This is a genomic window from Sporosarcina sp. BI001-red (genome assembly GCF_003384035.1).
In the GTDB taxonomy this organism is placed as follows: Bacteria; Bacillota; Bacilli; order Bacillales_A; family Planococcaceae; genus Sporosarcina.
On the sequence record NZ_QQAK01000011.1, the window covers coordinates 178,819 to 193,867 of the forward strand.

Sequence of the window (15,049 nt, forward strand, 5' to 3'; positions counted from 1 at the left end):
GTTTATTGTGATTAGATATCGAAAAGTTCGATGTCTTTAGAATCTGAAGTTAGTGTAACAATCGCTTTACGGCGTTTGTTAGTATAACCAGCATGTTTACCCATGCGCTTGAATTTACCTTTATAGTTCTGGACGTTCACTTTTTCCACTGTTACTCCGAAGATTTCTTCGATAGCTTGCTTGATGTGCGTTTTGTTAGCACGAGTATCAACTTCGAAAGTGTACTTGTTGAATTCCATTGCTTCAGAAGATCGCTCGGTAATGACCGGACGCTTCAATACATCACGTGCTTCCATTAACCAAGCACCTCCTCGATTTTTTTGACAGCATCTTTAGTCAAGATTAGTTGATCGTGACCAACTAGATCTAAGACGTTGATACCGTTTGCTGTAACTACGCTGATACCAGGAATGTTACGAGCAGACAATGCTACTGTTTCATCAAGGTCAGCAGTTACGAATAATGCTTTTTTGCTGATTGACAAGTCTTTCAGCACTTTTGTGAATTCTTTTGTCTTTGGTGCATCGAAAGCCAAAGCTTCTAATACAACCATTTCTTCGTCGCGTACTTTTGAAGACAAAGCAGAACGAAGAGCAAGACGACGGACTTTCTTCGGCATCTTGTAGCTGTAGCTACGTGGTGTTGGTCCGAATACGATACCGCCTCCACGCCATTGTGGAGATCTGATTGAGCCCTGACGAGCACGACCTGTTCCTTTTTGACGCCATGGTTTACGACCACCACCAGCTACTTCAGAACGGTTTTTTACTTTATGGTTCCCTTGACGCAATGAAGCGCGTTGTTGAACCAATGCTTCGAATAGGACTGCTTCATTCGGCTCAATTCCGAACACAAGTTCATTCAATTCGATTTCGCCTGCTGCAGATCCTGTTTGATTCACTACGGATACTTTTGGCATTAGTGTTTCCTCCTTCCTTCGTTAATTAGTTCCCTTTAATCGCGCTTTTCACTACTACAAGTGATTTGCGTGAACCTGGAACGTTACCTTTTACTAGTAGCAAGTTGCGCTCTGTGTCAACTCGTACAATTTCAAGGTTTTGGATTGTTACAGTTTTGCCACCCATACGGCCTGGCATTTTTTTACCTTTAAATACGCGCTGAGCGTCAACAGAACCGATTGAACCTGTTGAACGGTGGTGTCGAGATCCGTGGCTCATTGGTCCACGTGAGAAACCGTGGCGCTTAATTACACCTTGGAAACCTTTACCTTTTGATACTCCTGTGATGTCGATGATTTCGCCTTCTGCGAATGTATCGACTTTGACTTCCTGACCAACTTCGTACCCAGCTACGTCGACTCCGCGGAATTCGCGAATGAAGCGCTTAGGTGTCGTTTCAGCTTTTGCAACATGTCCCATTTCTGGTTTGTTTGAAAGCTTTTCACGTTTGTCTTCGAATCCGAGCTGAATCGCTTCGTAGCCGTCTGTCTCGATAGTCTTCTTTTGAAGAACTACGTTTGGAGCAGCTGCAATTACAGTTACGGGTATCAAATCGCCGTTTTCAGCAAAAATTTGCGTCATACCGACTTTTCTTCCTAAGATTCCTTTGGTCATTTGTCACACCTCCTGATTAATTGTTTTTAGTATTATATTTGCCATTAAAGTTTGATTTCAATGTCAACACCTGATGGTAAGTCAAGCTTCATCAATGCATCAACAGTTTGTGGTGTCGGATTGACGATATCGATCAGACGCTTGTGAGTACGCATTTCGAACTGCTCACGTGAGTCCTTGTATTTGTGGACCGCACGAAGAACTGTGTACACTGTACGTTCTGTCGGCAATGGAATCGGACCTGAGACACTAGCTCCGGAACGCTTTGCAGTTTCAACAATCTTTTCAGCTGACTGATCAAGCACACGGTGATCATAAGCTTTCAAACGAATACGAATCTTTTGTTTTGCCATTATTTTCCCTCCCTCTCGCCTATTTTCTAGACATTCTCCACGAAAATTTTCCCACACACATGCCATGGCAAAGCGGCCGGGTGTGTCGGTAACCTCCCGCTTCATCGCAGTCAAAGACCAACACTAAACATTATACACATAAAAAAAGAATGTCGCAATAGGTTTAGCGATATTCTTTAACAACTTTTATAGTATAGAACGAAATGGCTAGAGATGCAACTAATTTGTTGTAAATATTTGCGAGAAATTAAGATTGTTTTTTGTAGAATGTTTCCTGTAGGTATATAGAGTATATAAAGGTTGTGATTTCACTTATCTTGTTTTCCAAGTCTCTCATTCAAAGTAGCGAGAGATTTTATCTCTTTTTTAATAGAGATAATGAGTTTACTCAACATAGCAGGTGAATGTCTACTCCATTCTAAAGAAAAGCTTAGAAGACATTGAGTTCGAGTTGGTGTAAGTTTTGTTCGGGCGAAACTCTGTGAGAGAAAACAATCCCACATTTTTATTATGAGTTATAACAGACAACACTTCACAGCAGCTGGGGAGACTTTCGCGAGGTTAGAGGAGTTGTGCTGTAGGTTTATGATCAGTTTCCAGGATATATGATCACTATCGGAGGTTTATGAGCGCTTTACATGGTTTATGATCACTTTTCTATTTTTATGAGCGTTCCTATAGGTTTATGAGCAATTTTTTTGTTTATGATCATTCCTAGAGGTTTATGAGCAATTTCTATGGTGTATGCCGACTTTCCAATAGTCCAACCCCTACATTGGTCTGCCCCCTTCTCCTATTCAAACAAAATAAAAAACCCGCCACAAGGGCGGGTTAAAAGGTTTTACTTAACGATTGTAGCTACAACGCCAGCTCCAACTGTACGTCCACCTTCACGGATTGAGAATTTAGTACCTTCTTCAATCGCGATTGGAGAGATCAGTTCGATAGTCATTTCAACGTTATCGCCAGGCATAACCATTTCTACGCCTTCTGGAAGAGAAATGATTCCAGTTACGTCAGTTGTACGGAAGTAGAACTGTGGGCGGTAGTTTGAGAAGAATGGAGTGTGACGTCCACCCTCTTCTTTTGATAGAACGTAAACTTCAGATTTGAAGTTTGTGTGTGGCGTGATAGTACCTGGCTTAGCAAGTACTTGTCCACGCTCGATGTCTTCACGTGCTACACCACGAAGCAATGCTCCGATGTTGTCGCCAGCTTCAGCATAGTCAAGAAGTTTACGGAACATTTCTACACCTGTTACAGTTGTAGATTTAGGCTCTTCAGTCAAACCGATGATGTCAACAGTATCGCCGACTTTAACTACTCCACGCTCAACGCGGCCAGTTGCAACTGTACCACGTCCTGTGATTGAGAATACATCCTCAACAGGCATCATGAAAGGTTTTTCTGTGTCGCGCTCTGGAGTTGGGATATAGCTATCAACAGCATCCATAAGTTCAACGATTTTTTCTTCCCATGCTTCTTCGCCTTCTAGTGCTTTAAGTGCTGAACCTTTGATAACAGGAATGTCATCGCCAGGGAAGTCGTATTCAGTAAGAAGATCACGAATTTCCATTTCAACAAGCTCAAGAAGCTCTTCGTCGTCTACCATGTCACATTTGTTCATGAAGACTACCAAGTATGGTACCCCTACTTGACGTGAAAGAAGGATGTGCTCACGTGTTTGTGGCATCGGGCCGTCAGCTGCAGATACAACTAGGATTCCGCCGTCCATTTGAGCAGCACCTGTGATCATGTTTTTAACATAGTCAGCGTGTCCTGGGCAGTCTACGTGTGCGTAGTGACGAGTTTCAGTTTCATATTCAACGTGTGAAGTATTGATTGTGATACCACGCTCTTTTTCTTCTGGTGCGTTATCAACGTCAGCGTATGAACGTGCTTCACCGCCACCGCGCTTTGCAAGTACTGTTGCAATTGCAGCAGTCAAAGTTGTTTTACCATGGTCAACGTGACCAATTGTACCAACGTTAGCGTGCGTTTTGGAACGATCGAATTTTTCTTTAGCCATTATGGAGTTCCTCCTCTAAATTGAGTATGATTTTAGTTTTATAGATATGGAGCGAAGGCCGCGCGACCTCCGAAACCATAGCTTACAAAGTAGTTATACTTTAAATAAGGCAGAATTTCAATTATTCGCCTTTATTCTTTTTAATGATTTCTTCAGCAACTGATTTAGGCACTTCTTCGTAGTGATCGAAAGTCATTGAGAATACGCCGCGTCCTTGTGTATTCGAACGGAGAGATGTCGCATAACCAAACATTTCTGCCAAAGGAACCATTGAACGAACTGTTTGCGCATTACCACGAGCTTCCATTCCTTCTACACGTCCACGACGTGAAGTGATGTCACCCATAATATCTCCCATGTATTCGTCTGGGATGATGACTTCAACTTTCATCATTGGCTCAAGAAGTACTGGATCACACTTAGCTACCGCATTTTTCAATGCCATAGATGCCGCAATTTTGAAGGCCATTTCGTTGGAGTCAACATCATGATAAGAACCGTCGAATAGACGAGCCTTGATGTCAATCAGTGGATATCCAGCGAGTACACCGTTATTTAATGAGTCACGAATTCCTGCTTCGATTGCTGGGATGTATTCACGTGGAACAACGCCACCGACAACCGCGTTTTTGAATTCAAAACCTGCACCCTCTTCGTTTGGCTCGAACTCGATCCAAACGTGACCAAATTGTCCACGTCCACCAGACTGACGTACGAATTTACCTTCGACTTCAGCACTTTTGCGGAACGTTTCACGATATGATACTTGTGGCGCTCCAACGTTTGCTTCCACTTTGAATTCACGACGCATACGGTCTACGATGATGTCCAAGTGGAGCTCACCCATACCTGCGATAATGACTTCACCAGTTTCCTGGTCAGTGTGTGCACGGAACGTTGGATCTTCTTCTTGAAGTTTACCAAGAGCTTGTCCCATTTTGTCTTGGTCGGCCTTTGTTTTCGGCTCAATCGCAACAGAGATAACTGGCTCAGGGAATACCATAGATTCAAGAATGATCGGTGCTTTGTCGTCACAAAGCGTATCGCCAGTTCCTGTATCTTTAAGTCCAACAGCCGCAGCAATCTCGCCTGAGTGAACTTCTGATATTTCTTCACGGTGGTTAGCGTGCATTTGTAGGATACGACCTACGCGCTCACGCTTGTCTTTAGTTGAGTTCTTGATGTAAGAACCCGACTGCAAGACTCCTGAATATACACGGAAGAATGTAAGTTTACCGACATAAGGGTCAGTCATAACTTTAAACGCAAGTGCTGAGAATGGTGATTCATCACTCGGGTTACGCTCTTCGTCTTCTTCAGTATCAGGGTTGAAGCCTATCATTGGTGGTACATCAGTTGGAGCTGGTAGGTAGTCTAGAACTGCGTCTAGTACTAGCTGAACTCCTTTGTTTTTGAACGCCGTACCACAAACAACTGGGTAGAATTCTACAGCCAATGTTGCTTTACGGATTGCATTTTTAAGTTCTTCGACTGTAAGTTCTTCTCCGCCAAGGTATTTTTCCATGAGTACTTCATCGAAATCTACAACAGCTTCAATCAAACGTTCGCGAGCTTTTTCTGCATCCGCGCGGTGTTCTTCAGGAATTTCTCGAACTTCAACGTTCATGCCAGTATCATCTGGATAGAAGTTAGCTTTCATTTCGACTAGGTCGATGATCGCTTCGAATTCGTCTTCCGCACCAATTGGTAATTGGATTGGATGAGCATTCGCTTGAAGACGGTCGTGGAGTGTTCCTACCGAGTAAAGGAAGTCCGCTCCAGTTTTGTCCATTTTGTTGACAAATACGATACGTGGAACGCCGTATGTTGTCGCTTGACGCCAAACTGTTTCAGTCTGTGGTTCAACACCTGATTGTGCATCAAGTACCGTTACAGCACCATCAAGTACGCGAAGTGAACGTTCAACTTCTACAGTGAAGTCTACGTGTCCTGGAGTATCGATGATGTTTATGCGGTGGCCTTTCCAACTTGCAGTTGTCGCAGCTGAAGTGATCGTGATTCCACGCTCTTGCTCCTGCTCCATCCAGTCCATCTGAGACGCACCTTCGTGCGTTTCTCCGATTTTGTGGATACGACCTGTGTAATAAAGGATCCGCTCAGTCGTTGTTGTTTTACCAGCATCGATGTGAGCCATGATACCAATGTTACGAGTATTCTCTAAGGAGAACTCTCTACCCATTTTGTATTGCTCCTTCCATATAGGAATAACGAATTAATGAACGAATGGATTTTACCAGCGGTAGTGAGCGAATGCTTTGTTCGCTTCTGCCATCTTGTGCATTTCTTCACGACGCTTAACTGATGCGCCTGTGTTGTTTGATGCGTCAAGAATTTCGTTCGCAAGACGTTCTTCCATTGTCTTTTCACCGCGAGTACGTGAATAGTTTACAAGGTAACGAAGACCAAGAGTCGTACGTCGCTCAGGACGAACTTCTACTGGTACCTGATAGTTAGCTCCACCTACTCGGCGTGCGCGAACTTCAAGAACTGGCATTACATTGTTAAGTGCTGCTTCAAATACTTCAATCGGATCATTTCCAGAGCGTTCTTTAACAAGTTCAAACGCACCGTATAAAATTTTCTGAGAAGTACCTTTTTTACCGTCTACCATCATTTTGTTGATGAGGCGGCTTACAAGCTTCGAATTATAAATCGGATCTGGCAAAACGTCACGTTTTGCAACTGGACCTTTACGAGGCATGGGGTGTTCCTCCTTTCAAAATAGTTATTATTTTATTATTTCTTTTCTTTTGGCTTTTTCGCACCGTAATGTGAACGACTTTGCATACGGCCAGTTACACCAGCAGTATCAAGTGCTCCACGTACGATGTGGTAACGAACACCTGGTAAGTCTTTTACTTTTCCTCCGCGGATAAGAACAACACTGTGCTCTTGAAGGTTGTGACCTTCACCAGGGATATAAGCGTTAACTTCCAATGTGTTTGTCAAACGAACACGAGCATATTTACGAAGAGCCGAGTTTGGCTTCTTCGGAGTCATTGTGCCCACACGTGTGCAGACACCTCGTTTTTGTGGCGAGTTGACATTTGTCATTGACTTTTTGAAACTGTTATACGTTTTTCCAAGTGCCGGAGCTTTTGAACCGCTAGTTTTCGACTGGCGAGGTTTGCGGACCAATTGGTTAATTGTAGGCATCGGTTTTTCCTCCTTCCAACTTCTTTTTAAGACCACACATCCAGGTGGTTCATTTTTTGGGTAAAAACAAAGGCTTTGCACATTTTTTGCGCAAAAACCGTTAATCAGTGATGACGACCACTGATGCAGCTACTTGAATACCACAAGCTTTCCCAAGTTCATCCCGAGAATCAACATATGATAACGGAACACCTTGACGAGCTGCTTCTTCAATTACAGGAGTGGTTACCCGCTCTTCTGCATCTTGTGCAATGAAGACTTCTTGCGCCTTATTCAGACGAATCGTTTTCACTGCTTGCTTTGTACCGATGATCAGCTTCTTTGCCTGAGTGACTTTATCATAAGACATGATGACATCCTCCAAAGTACAGACATTCAACTATCAACCTTTTGTATAGTACCATCTACCAGACTTCATGTCAACAGTAAAAAGAAAAACGGGAGGGAGTTCTGCCTCCCGTTTTAGTTTTATTACTCTGCTGGTACTGCATCCTCTTCGACTTCGTCACGATCCATTTCAATTCCACGATAACGTTGCATACCCGTTCCTGCTGGAATGAGCTTACCGATGATTACATTCTCTTTCAACCCGAGAAGATCATCCGTTTTACCTTTAATGGCTGCATCCGTTAATACGCGTGTTGTTTCCTGGAACGAAGCTGCAGATAGGAATGATTCTGTTTCTAGCGACGCTTTTGTAATACCAAGGATTACAGGACGCGCTGTCGCTGGAAGTTTATTAGCTTTAAGAACTTTTTTGTTGGCATCCGCAAACTGATGGATGTCGAGTAATGAACCTGGTAGCAAGTCTGTGTCACCAGCTTCAATGACGCGGACTTTGCGCATCATTTGACGAACCATGACCTCAACGTGCTTATCCCCGATTTCAACACCCTGCATCCGGTATACTTTCTGTACTTCTTTAAGAAGGTATTCCTGAACAGTTGAAACGTCTTTAACAACGATCAATTCTTTAGGATCAATCGACCCTTCAGTCAATCCTTGACCGCGTTCGATCTCATCTCCAACATCAACTTTCAAACGACCATTGTAAGGAGCAAGGTACTTACGTGTTTCCACGTCACCTTTAATTGTGATTTCTTTCTGCCCTTCACGAATCTCATCGATATCTGTAACAATACCTTTGATTTGTGAAATAACAGCTTGCCCTTTAGGATTACGTGATTCGAAGATCTCCTGGATACGCGGAAGACCTTGTGTAATATCGTCTCCTGCTACACCGCCTGTGTGGAACGTACGCATTGTAAGCTGTGTACCTGGTTCACCGATTGACTGAGCTGCAATAATTCCAACAGCTTCTCCAACTTCAACCTCTTCTCCAGTTGCCAAGTTAATGCCGTAACATTTCTTACACACACCGTGTTTAGTATTACATGTGAACGCTGAACGGATCGACATTGTAGTAATACCAGCACCGATGATTGCTTGTGATATATCCGCTGTAATAAGCTGATTTTTCTCCACTAAGACTTCGCCCGTTTCAGGATGAAGTACTTTCTTCTTAGCATGGCGACCTTCGATACGCTCATCTAGTGGTTCAATCATTTCAACGCCTTCTGTGAGTGCGGAAATTTCAAGACCACGGTCTGTGCCACAGTCGTCCTCTCGAACAATAACATCTTGTGCCACATCAACGAGACGACGTGTAAGATATCCTGAGTCAGCAGTTTTAAGGGCTGTATCGGCAAGTCCTTTACGTGCACCGTGTGTAGAGATGAAGTATTCAAGAACTGTAAGTCCTTCACGGAACGATGACTTGATCGGCAATTCAATAATACGTCCTGCCGGGTTGGCCATCAGTCCGCGCATACCTGCGAGTTGTGTAAAGTTAGATGCGTTACCACGGGCTCCAGAGTCACTCATCATGAAGATTGGGTTTGTGTCCTCTAGAGAGTCCATCAATTTACCTTGAATGACATCTTTCGCGTGACTCCAGTAGGAAATAACACGATCGTACCGTTCTTCGTCTGTAATTAGACCACGACGGAACTGTTGTGTCACTTTATCTACTTTCGCTTGTGCATCCTGTAAGATTTCGTGCTTATCTGGAAGTACGACAATATCAGCGATACCAATTGTAATTCCTGCACGTGTCGAGTATTTGAATCCGAGATTTTTCATACGGTCAAGCATTTTAGAAGTTTCAGTAATGTGGAATCTACGGAAGATCTCAGCAATGATTTCGCCAAGGATCGCCTTCTTGAATGGTGACACAATTTCTGCAGCTTGGACGTGCTTAGGAATATCAGTTGTGCCTGGCACAAAGTATTTAGCAGGTGTTTCGATTTGAAGATTGTTCATAGTTGGCTCATTAATATACGGGAATGAATCAGGAAGAATCTCGTTAAAGATTACTTTACCTACTGTCGTAATTAACAATTGACTATTCTGTTCTTCTGTAAATGTAGGGTTTTTGAGAGAGCTGGCTGCTATCGCAATCCGAGAGTGCAAGTGCACATGTCCATTTTGATAGGCAATCAATGCTTCGTTCATATTACTGAACGTTTTACCTTCTCCAACTACACCACTACGCTCAAGAGTTAAGTAATAGTTACCAAGCACCATATCCTGTGAAGGCGTTACGACTGGCTTACCATCCTTAGGGTTCAAGATGTTTTGTGCAGCTAGCATAAGAAGACGCGCTTCTGCTTGAGCTTCTGCTGATAAAGGTACGTGAACAGCCATTTGGTCACCGTCGAAGTCAGCGTTATAAGCTGTACATACGAGTGGGTGAAGCTGGATAGCGCGACCTTCAACAAGCATCGGTTCGAACGCCTGGATACCAAGACGGTGAAGCGTTGGGGCACGGTTCAAGAGAACCGGATGCTCCCGGATGACTTCTTCAAGAACATCCCATACTTCCGAATGCAATCGCTCGATTTTACGTTTCGCGCTCTTAATGTTGTGCGCAAGACCACGTTCAACGAGTTCTTTCATAACGAATGGCTTGAATAGCTCAATCGCCATTTCTTTCGGAAGACCACACTGATACATTTTCAAGTTAGGTCCTACGACGATAACTGAACGACCAGAGTAGTCAACACGTTTACCAAGTAAGTTTTGACGGAAACGTCCTTGCTTACCTTTCAACATGTGAGAAAGTGATTTCAATGGACGGTTACCCGGTCCAGTTACAGGACGTCCGCGACGACCGTTATCCACAAGAGCATCGACAGCTTCTTGAAGCATACGCTTCTCGTTTTGAACGATGATTCCTGGAGCACCAAGATCCAATAGTCGTTTCAAACGGTTATTCCGGTTAATCACTCGACGATAAAGATCATTTAAATCGGATGTCGCAAAGCGACCCCCATCTAATTGAACCATCGGACGAAGTTCAGGCGGAACGACAGGTAGCACTTCAAGAACCATCCATTCAGGTTTGTTTCCAGAGTTACGGAATGATTCCACAACCTCTAAACGGCGGATCGCACGTGTACGACGTTGTCCTTGAACTGTTTTAAGCTCTTCTTTCAAGCTTTCTGTTTCTTTATCTAAATCTATAGCGGATAGAAGTTGTTCAATAGCTTCAGCACCCATAAGTGCTTGGAACTTCGTGCCATACTTTTCACGATACAGACGGTACTCTTTTTCAGAGAGTAGTTGCTTACGCTCAAGTGGTGTATCCGCTGGATCAACAACCACATAAGAGGCGAAATAGATTACTTCTTCTAGTGCGCGTGGTGTCATATCCAGAATAAGTCCCATTCGGCTAGGAATCCCTTTGAAGTACCAAATGTGTGTTACTGGTGCCGCAAGTTCGATATGACCCATACGTTCACGACGAACTTTCTGACGTGTGACTTCTACGCCACAACGGTCACAAACTACACCTTTATAACGAACGCGCTTATACTTCCCACAATGACACTCCCAGTCCTTTGTAGGTCCGAAAATACGCTCACAGAACAACCCATCTTTTTCAGGCTTCAATGTACGATAATTGATTGTTTCAGGCTTCTTTACTTCACCATAAGACCAAGAACGGATCTTATCCGGAGAAGCTAGCCCTATTTTCATATACTCAAAATTATTAACATCTACCAAGGAGCCTACCTCCCTTTTGTCTAGTCGCTGACTTGATGGCCCTGTTATACCATTTAAAAAAGGGGGACAGTGCCCCCTTAATTATTAACTTCCACTTACGAATCAGACTGGTTGGTCTTCCTTCATAAGGTTTAACGCATCCGTTGGCTGCATATCATCATCTTCTTCTAAGTCACGTAATTCAATTTCCTCGAAGTCTTCGGATAGCATTTTAACATCCAATCCAAGACTTTGAAGTTCTTTAATCAGAACTTTAAAGGATTCTGGTACACCTGGTTGTGGAACGCTGTCGCCTTTAACAATCGCTTCATACGTTTTCACTCGACCTACGACGTCATCCGACTTCACTGTCAAGATTTCTTGAAGTGTATAAGCCGCACCATAAGCCTCGAGTGCCCAAACTTCCATCTCTCCGAAACGCTGTCCACCAAACTGAGCTTTACCGCCGAGTGGTTGTTGTGTAACAAGCGAGTAAGGCCCGGTTGAACGGGCGTGAAGTTTGTCATCAACCATGTGGGCAAGTTTGATCATGTACATGATTCCGACAGATACACGGTTGTCGAACGTTTCACCAGAACGACCATCATACAAAACAGTCTTTCCGTCACGATCCATTCCCGCTTCTTCCATCGTATCCCACACGTCTTGTTCGTTCGCACCATCAAATACAGGAGAAGCCATGTGAACGCCTAGCGCACGGCCAGCCATTCCAAGGTGCATCTCGAGTACCTGTCCGATGTTCATACGGGATGGTACACCCAGTGGGTTAAGCATGACATCTACAGGTGTTCCATCAGGCATGAACGGCATATCGGATTCAGGAAGAATCCGTGAGATAACCCCTTTGTTACCATGACGTCCAGCCATCTTATCTCCTACAGAGATTTTACGCTTCTGAACGATATAGACACGGACTAATTGGTTTACGCCAGGTGCGAGTTCATCGCCATCTTCACGATTGAACACTTTCACATCAAGAACGATTCCACCTGCTCCGTGTGGTACACGAAGTGATGTATCACGAACTTCACGTGCTTTCTCACCAAAGATCGCATGTAGAAGACGTTCTTCTGCAGTAAGTTCCGTTACACCCTTAGGCGTCACTTTTCCGACCAAGATGTCTCCATCATGAACTTCAGCACCAATACGGATAATTCCACGGTCGTCCAAGTTGCGAAGTGCATCTTCACCGATGTTTGGAATATCACGTGTGATTTCTTCTGGTCCAAGCTTTGTATCACGAGCATCTGATTCATATTCTTCGATATGGACAGAAGTGAAGACATCATCTTTAACAAGACGCTCGCTCATGATAATAGCATCCTCGTAGTTGTAACCATCCCATGTCATGAATGCAATCAGGATATTTTGACCAAGAGCCATTTCTCCATTTTCCATCGATGGGCCATCTGCGAGAATATCTTTCTTCGAAATACGATCGCCAACGCTAACAATTGGCCGTTGGTTATAACAAGTTCCTTGGTTTGAACGGATAAAGTTCGATAGACGGTAGACGTCAAGGTCTCCCTTAACTTCTTTTCCTTCAACCATGTTGATACGACGAACGCGGATTTCTTTCGCTTCGACGTGTTCAATAATTCCTTCGTGCTTCGATACAACAGCAGCTCCAGAGTCACGTGCTGATACGTGCTCCATTCCCGTACCCACGAAAGGTGCTTTCGGATTCAGAAGAGGTACTGCTTGTCGTTGCATGTTTGCTCCCATTAGCGCACGGTTCGAGTCATCATTTTCCAAGAAAGGAATACACGCTGTCGCCGCAGAAACAACTTGTTTAGGAGATACATCCATATAGTCAATTTGTTCGCGTTTGAATACAGTGTTATCCCCTTGGAAACGACCTACTACTTCTTCGTTAACGAATGTACCGTCATCGTTTAGAAGCGCATTTGCTTGAGCGACAATATAATTATCTTCCAAGTCAGCTGTCAGATAATCGATACGTGATGTTACACGTCCAGTATCTGGATCAACTTTCCGGTAAGGAGTCTCAATAAACCCGAACTTATTTACTTTCGCAAATGTAGAAAGGGTGTTAATGAGCCCGATATTCGGTCCCTCTGGAGTTTCAATCGGACACATACGGCCATAGTGGGAGTAGTGAACGTCACGTACTTCCATTCCAGCACGTTCACGTGTCAAACCACCCGGTCCAAGTGCAGATAGTCTTCGTTTGTGCGTTAACTCTGCAAGAGGGTTCGTTTGGTCCATGAACTGGGATAGCTGAGAACTACCAAAGAACTCTTTAATAGACGCGATAACAGGTCTGATATTAATCAGTTGTTGAGGTACAATCGATTGCGTGTCATTAATGGACATACGTTCCTTGACGACACGTTCCATACGCGATAAACCGATACGGAATTGGTTTTGCAGAAGTTCACCGACAGAACGGAGACGTCTGTTCCCTAGGTGGTCGATGTCATCTGTATCGCCCACACCGTGCAGCAAGTTGAAGAAGAAGCTGATGGAAGCAATGATATCTGAAGGTGTAACATGCTTAATGGAATCATCGATAACGCCATTGGAAATGACATTAATGATTTGTCCTTCTTCACCTTTTGGAGCATAGATTTTCACAGATTGAATGCGAATGTCATCTTCCAACACTCCGCCCATTTGTTTTAAATCTTCTTCTCCCACACCTTTTTCAAAATAAGGAAGTAATTTGTCCAACATACGACGATCAATTAGCTGTCCCTTTTCAATCAGAATTTCTCCTGTTTCAGGATCGGCAAGAGTTTCTGCAATCGTTTGGTTGAACAAACGGTTTTGAAGGTGGAGCTTTTTGTTCATTTTATAACGACCGACATTTGCTAGATCATAACGTTTTGCATCAAAGAAACGAGAAAACAGCAAGTTTTTCGCGCTATCTAAAGTCGGTGGTTCACCCGGGCGTAAACGCTCATAAATTTCGAGAAGTGCTTTCTCCGAGTTTTCCGTGTTATCTTTTTCAAGAGAGTTTCGAAGGTATTCATTATCGCCGATTAAATCGATAATCTCCTGATCACTTGAAAAACCAAGGGCACGTAATAGGACTGTAATTGGTAATTTACGTGTGCGGTCAATTCGAACATGGACAACATCTTTTGCGTCCGTTTCGTATTCAAGCCATGCACCACGGTTCGGAATGACAGTTGCACCAAATCCACGTTTACCATTTTTGTCTGTCTTATCGTTGAAATATACACTAGGTGAACGTACGAGCTGAGAAACAATAACCCGCTCAGCACCATTGATAATAAAAGTACCGTTTTCTGTCATCAATGGGAAGTCACCCATGAAGACATCTTGCTCTTTTACATCATCAGTTTCTTTATTGTGCAAACGGACTTTCACCCGAAGTGGCGCAGCGAATGTTACGTCCCGTTCCTTTGACTCATCCACAGGATATTTAGGTTCGCCAAGCTGATAATCGACAAATTCCAATGACAGATTTCCGGTAAAGTCTTGGATAGGAGAAATATCGTGGAACATTTCCCGCAGTCCCTCTTCCAAAAACCACTCATAAGATTCCGTCTGAATTTCAATCAGATTCGGCAGATCGAGTACTTCGCTAATTCTTGCGAAACTTCTGCGCTGACGGTGTTGACCATACTGAACTAAGTGATTTGTCAACTCTTTCACCCCTCATAAGACATTAATAGAGCTCGTTTGGTCCCCTGGCAATTTCGGGCCGGGTTGAAATTAGCGCCAAGCTTGACCAAACACCTCATAAAAAGTCTTTTCGAAATCAAAAAAATAGTGTATGATATCGAAAAAACAAAAATAAAACGAGTTCCGGCTAGAGCTCATTTTCGATTTACCAATCTTTTATCCAACGTCAGTAT

At 43.6% G+C, this 15,049-nt stretch carries 11 protein-coding genes; all 11 read right to left on the bottom strand.

The window, feature by feature from the left end:
* Positions 1–11: 11 nt before the first annotated feature.
* The 11 genes from rplW to rpoB all read right to left on the bottom strand — a co-directional run bounded on the left by rplW (position 12) and on the right by rpoB (position 14,837).
* Positions 12–296 carry a 50S ribosomal protein L23 gene (gene rplW, locus DVB69_RS08010; protein WP_116018342.1) on the bottom strand — a complete coding sequence of 95 codons (285 nt, stop codon included), beginning with the start codon at positions 294–296 and terminating at the stop codon, positions 12–14.
* Positions 296–919 carry a 50S ribosomal protein L4 gene (gene rplD / locus DVB69_RS08015; protein WP_116018344.1) on the bottom strand — a complete coding sequence of 208 codons (624 nt, stop codon included), beginning with the start codon at positions 917–919 and terminating at the stop codon, positions 296–298. The genes rplW and rplD overlap by 1 nt, the downstream gene beginning before the upstream one ends.
* Before the next feature lie 25 nt (positions 920–944).
* On the bottom strand, positions 945–1,574 hold the full coding sequence (gene rplC, locus DVB69_RS08020; RefSeq protein WP_116018346.1) for a 50S ribosomal protein L3: 630 nt from the start codon (positions 1,572–1,574) through the stop codon (positions 945–947).
* Positions 1,575–1,618: 44 nt separating this feature from the next.
* On the bottom strand, positions 1,619–1,927 hold the full coding sequence (gene rpsJ / locus DVB69_RS08025; RefSeq protein WP_147300766.1) for a 30S ribosomal protein S10: 309 nt from the start codon (positions 1,925–1,927) through the stop codon (positions 1,619–1,621).
* Between the two features lie 841 nt (positions 1,928–2,768).
* Positions 2,769–3,956: an elongation factor Tu gene (gene tuf, locus DVB69_RS08030; RefSeq protein ID WP_116018350.1), complete on the bottom strand. Its 1,188-nt coding sequence runs from the start codon at positions 3,954–3,956 to the stop codon at positions 2,769–2,771.
* Between the two features lie 121 nt (positions 3,957–4,077).
* Positions 4,078–6,156 (bottom strand): elongation factor G, encoded by a 2,079-nt coding sequence (gene fusA, locus DVB69_RS08035; RefSeq protein WP_116018352.1) that lies wholly within the window; start codon positions 6,154–6,156, stop codon positions 4,078–4,080.
* A 51-nt stretch (positions 6,157–6,207) separates the two neighbouring features.
* Positions 6,208–6,678 (bottom strand): 30S ribosomal protein S7, encoded by a 471-nt coding sequence (gene rpsG, locus DVB69_RS08040; RefSeq protein ID WP_025782820.1) that lies wholly within the window; start codon positions 6,676–6,678, stop codon positions 6,208–6,210.
* 35 nt (positions 6,679–6,713) lie between these two features.
* Positions 6,714–7,133: a 30S ribosomal protein S12 gene (gene rpsL, locus DVB69_RS08045; RefSeq protein ID WP_116018354.1), complete on the bottom strand. Its 420-nt coding sequence runs from the start codon at positions 7,131–7,133 to the stop codon at positions 6,714–6,716.
* 100 nt (positions 7,134–7,233) lie between these two features.
* Positions 7,234–7,482, bottom strand: coding sequence for a ribosomal L7Ae/L30e/S12e/Gadd45 family protein (locus DVB69_RS08050; protein ID WP_116018356.1), 249 nt, complete (start codon positions 7,480–7,482; stop codon positions 7,234–7,236).
* 122 nt (positions 7,483–7,604) lie between these two features.
* Positions 7,605–11,201 carry a DNA-directed RNA polymerase subunit beta' gene (gene rpoC, locus DVB69_RS08055; RefSeq protein WP_116018358.1) on the bottom strand — a complete coding sequence of 1,199 codons (3,597 nt, stop codon included), beginning with the start codon at positions 11,199–11,201 and terminating at the stop codon, positions 7,605–7,607.
* A gap of 102 nt (positions 11,202–11,303) precedes the next feature.
* Positions 11,304–14,837: a DNA-directed RNA polymerase subunit beta gene (gene rpoB, locus DVB69_RS08060; protein ID WP_116018360.1), complete on the bottom strand. Its 3,534-nt coding sequence runs from the start codon at positions 14,835–14,837 to the stop codon at positions 11,304–11,306.
* Between the last annotated feature and the right edge of the window lie 212 nt (positions 14,838–15,049).

Coding starts and splice junctions, on each gene's coding strand:
- rplW (WP_116018342.1), bottom strand. CDS start 296: ATGGAAGCACGTGATGTATTGAAGCGTCCGGTCATTACCGAGCGATCT.
- rplD (WP_116018344.1), bottom strand. CDS start 919: ATGCCAAAAGTATCCGTAGTGAATCAAACAGGATCTGCAGCAGGCGAA.
- rplC (WP_116018346.1), bottom strand. CDS start 1,574: ATGACCAAAGGAATCTTAGGAAGAAAAGTCGGTATGACGCAAATTTTT.
- rpsJ (WP_147300766.1), bottom strand. CDS start 1,927: ATGGCAAAACAAAAGATTCGTATTCGTTTGAAAGCTTATGATCACCGT.
- tuf (WP_116018350.1), bottom strand. CDS start 3,956: ATGGCTAAAGAAAAATTCGATCGTTCCAAAACGCACGCTAACGTTGGT.
- fusA (WP_116018352.1), bottom strand. CDS start 6,156: ATGGGTAGAGAGTTCTCCTTAGAGAATACTCGTAACATTGGTATCATG.
- rpsG (WP_025782820.1), bottom strand. CDS start 6,678: ATGCCTCGTAAAGGTCCAGTTGCAAAACGTGACGTTTTGCCAGATCCG.
- rpsL (WP_116018354.1), bottom strand. CDS start 7,133: ATGCCTACAATTAACCAATTGGTCCGCAAACCTCGCCAGTCGAAAACT.
- DVB69_RS08050 (WP_116018356.1), bottom strand. CDS start 7,482: ATGTCTTATGATAAAGTCACTCAGGCAAAGAAGCTGATCATCGGTACA.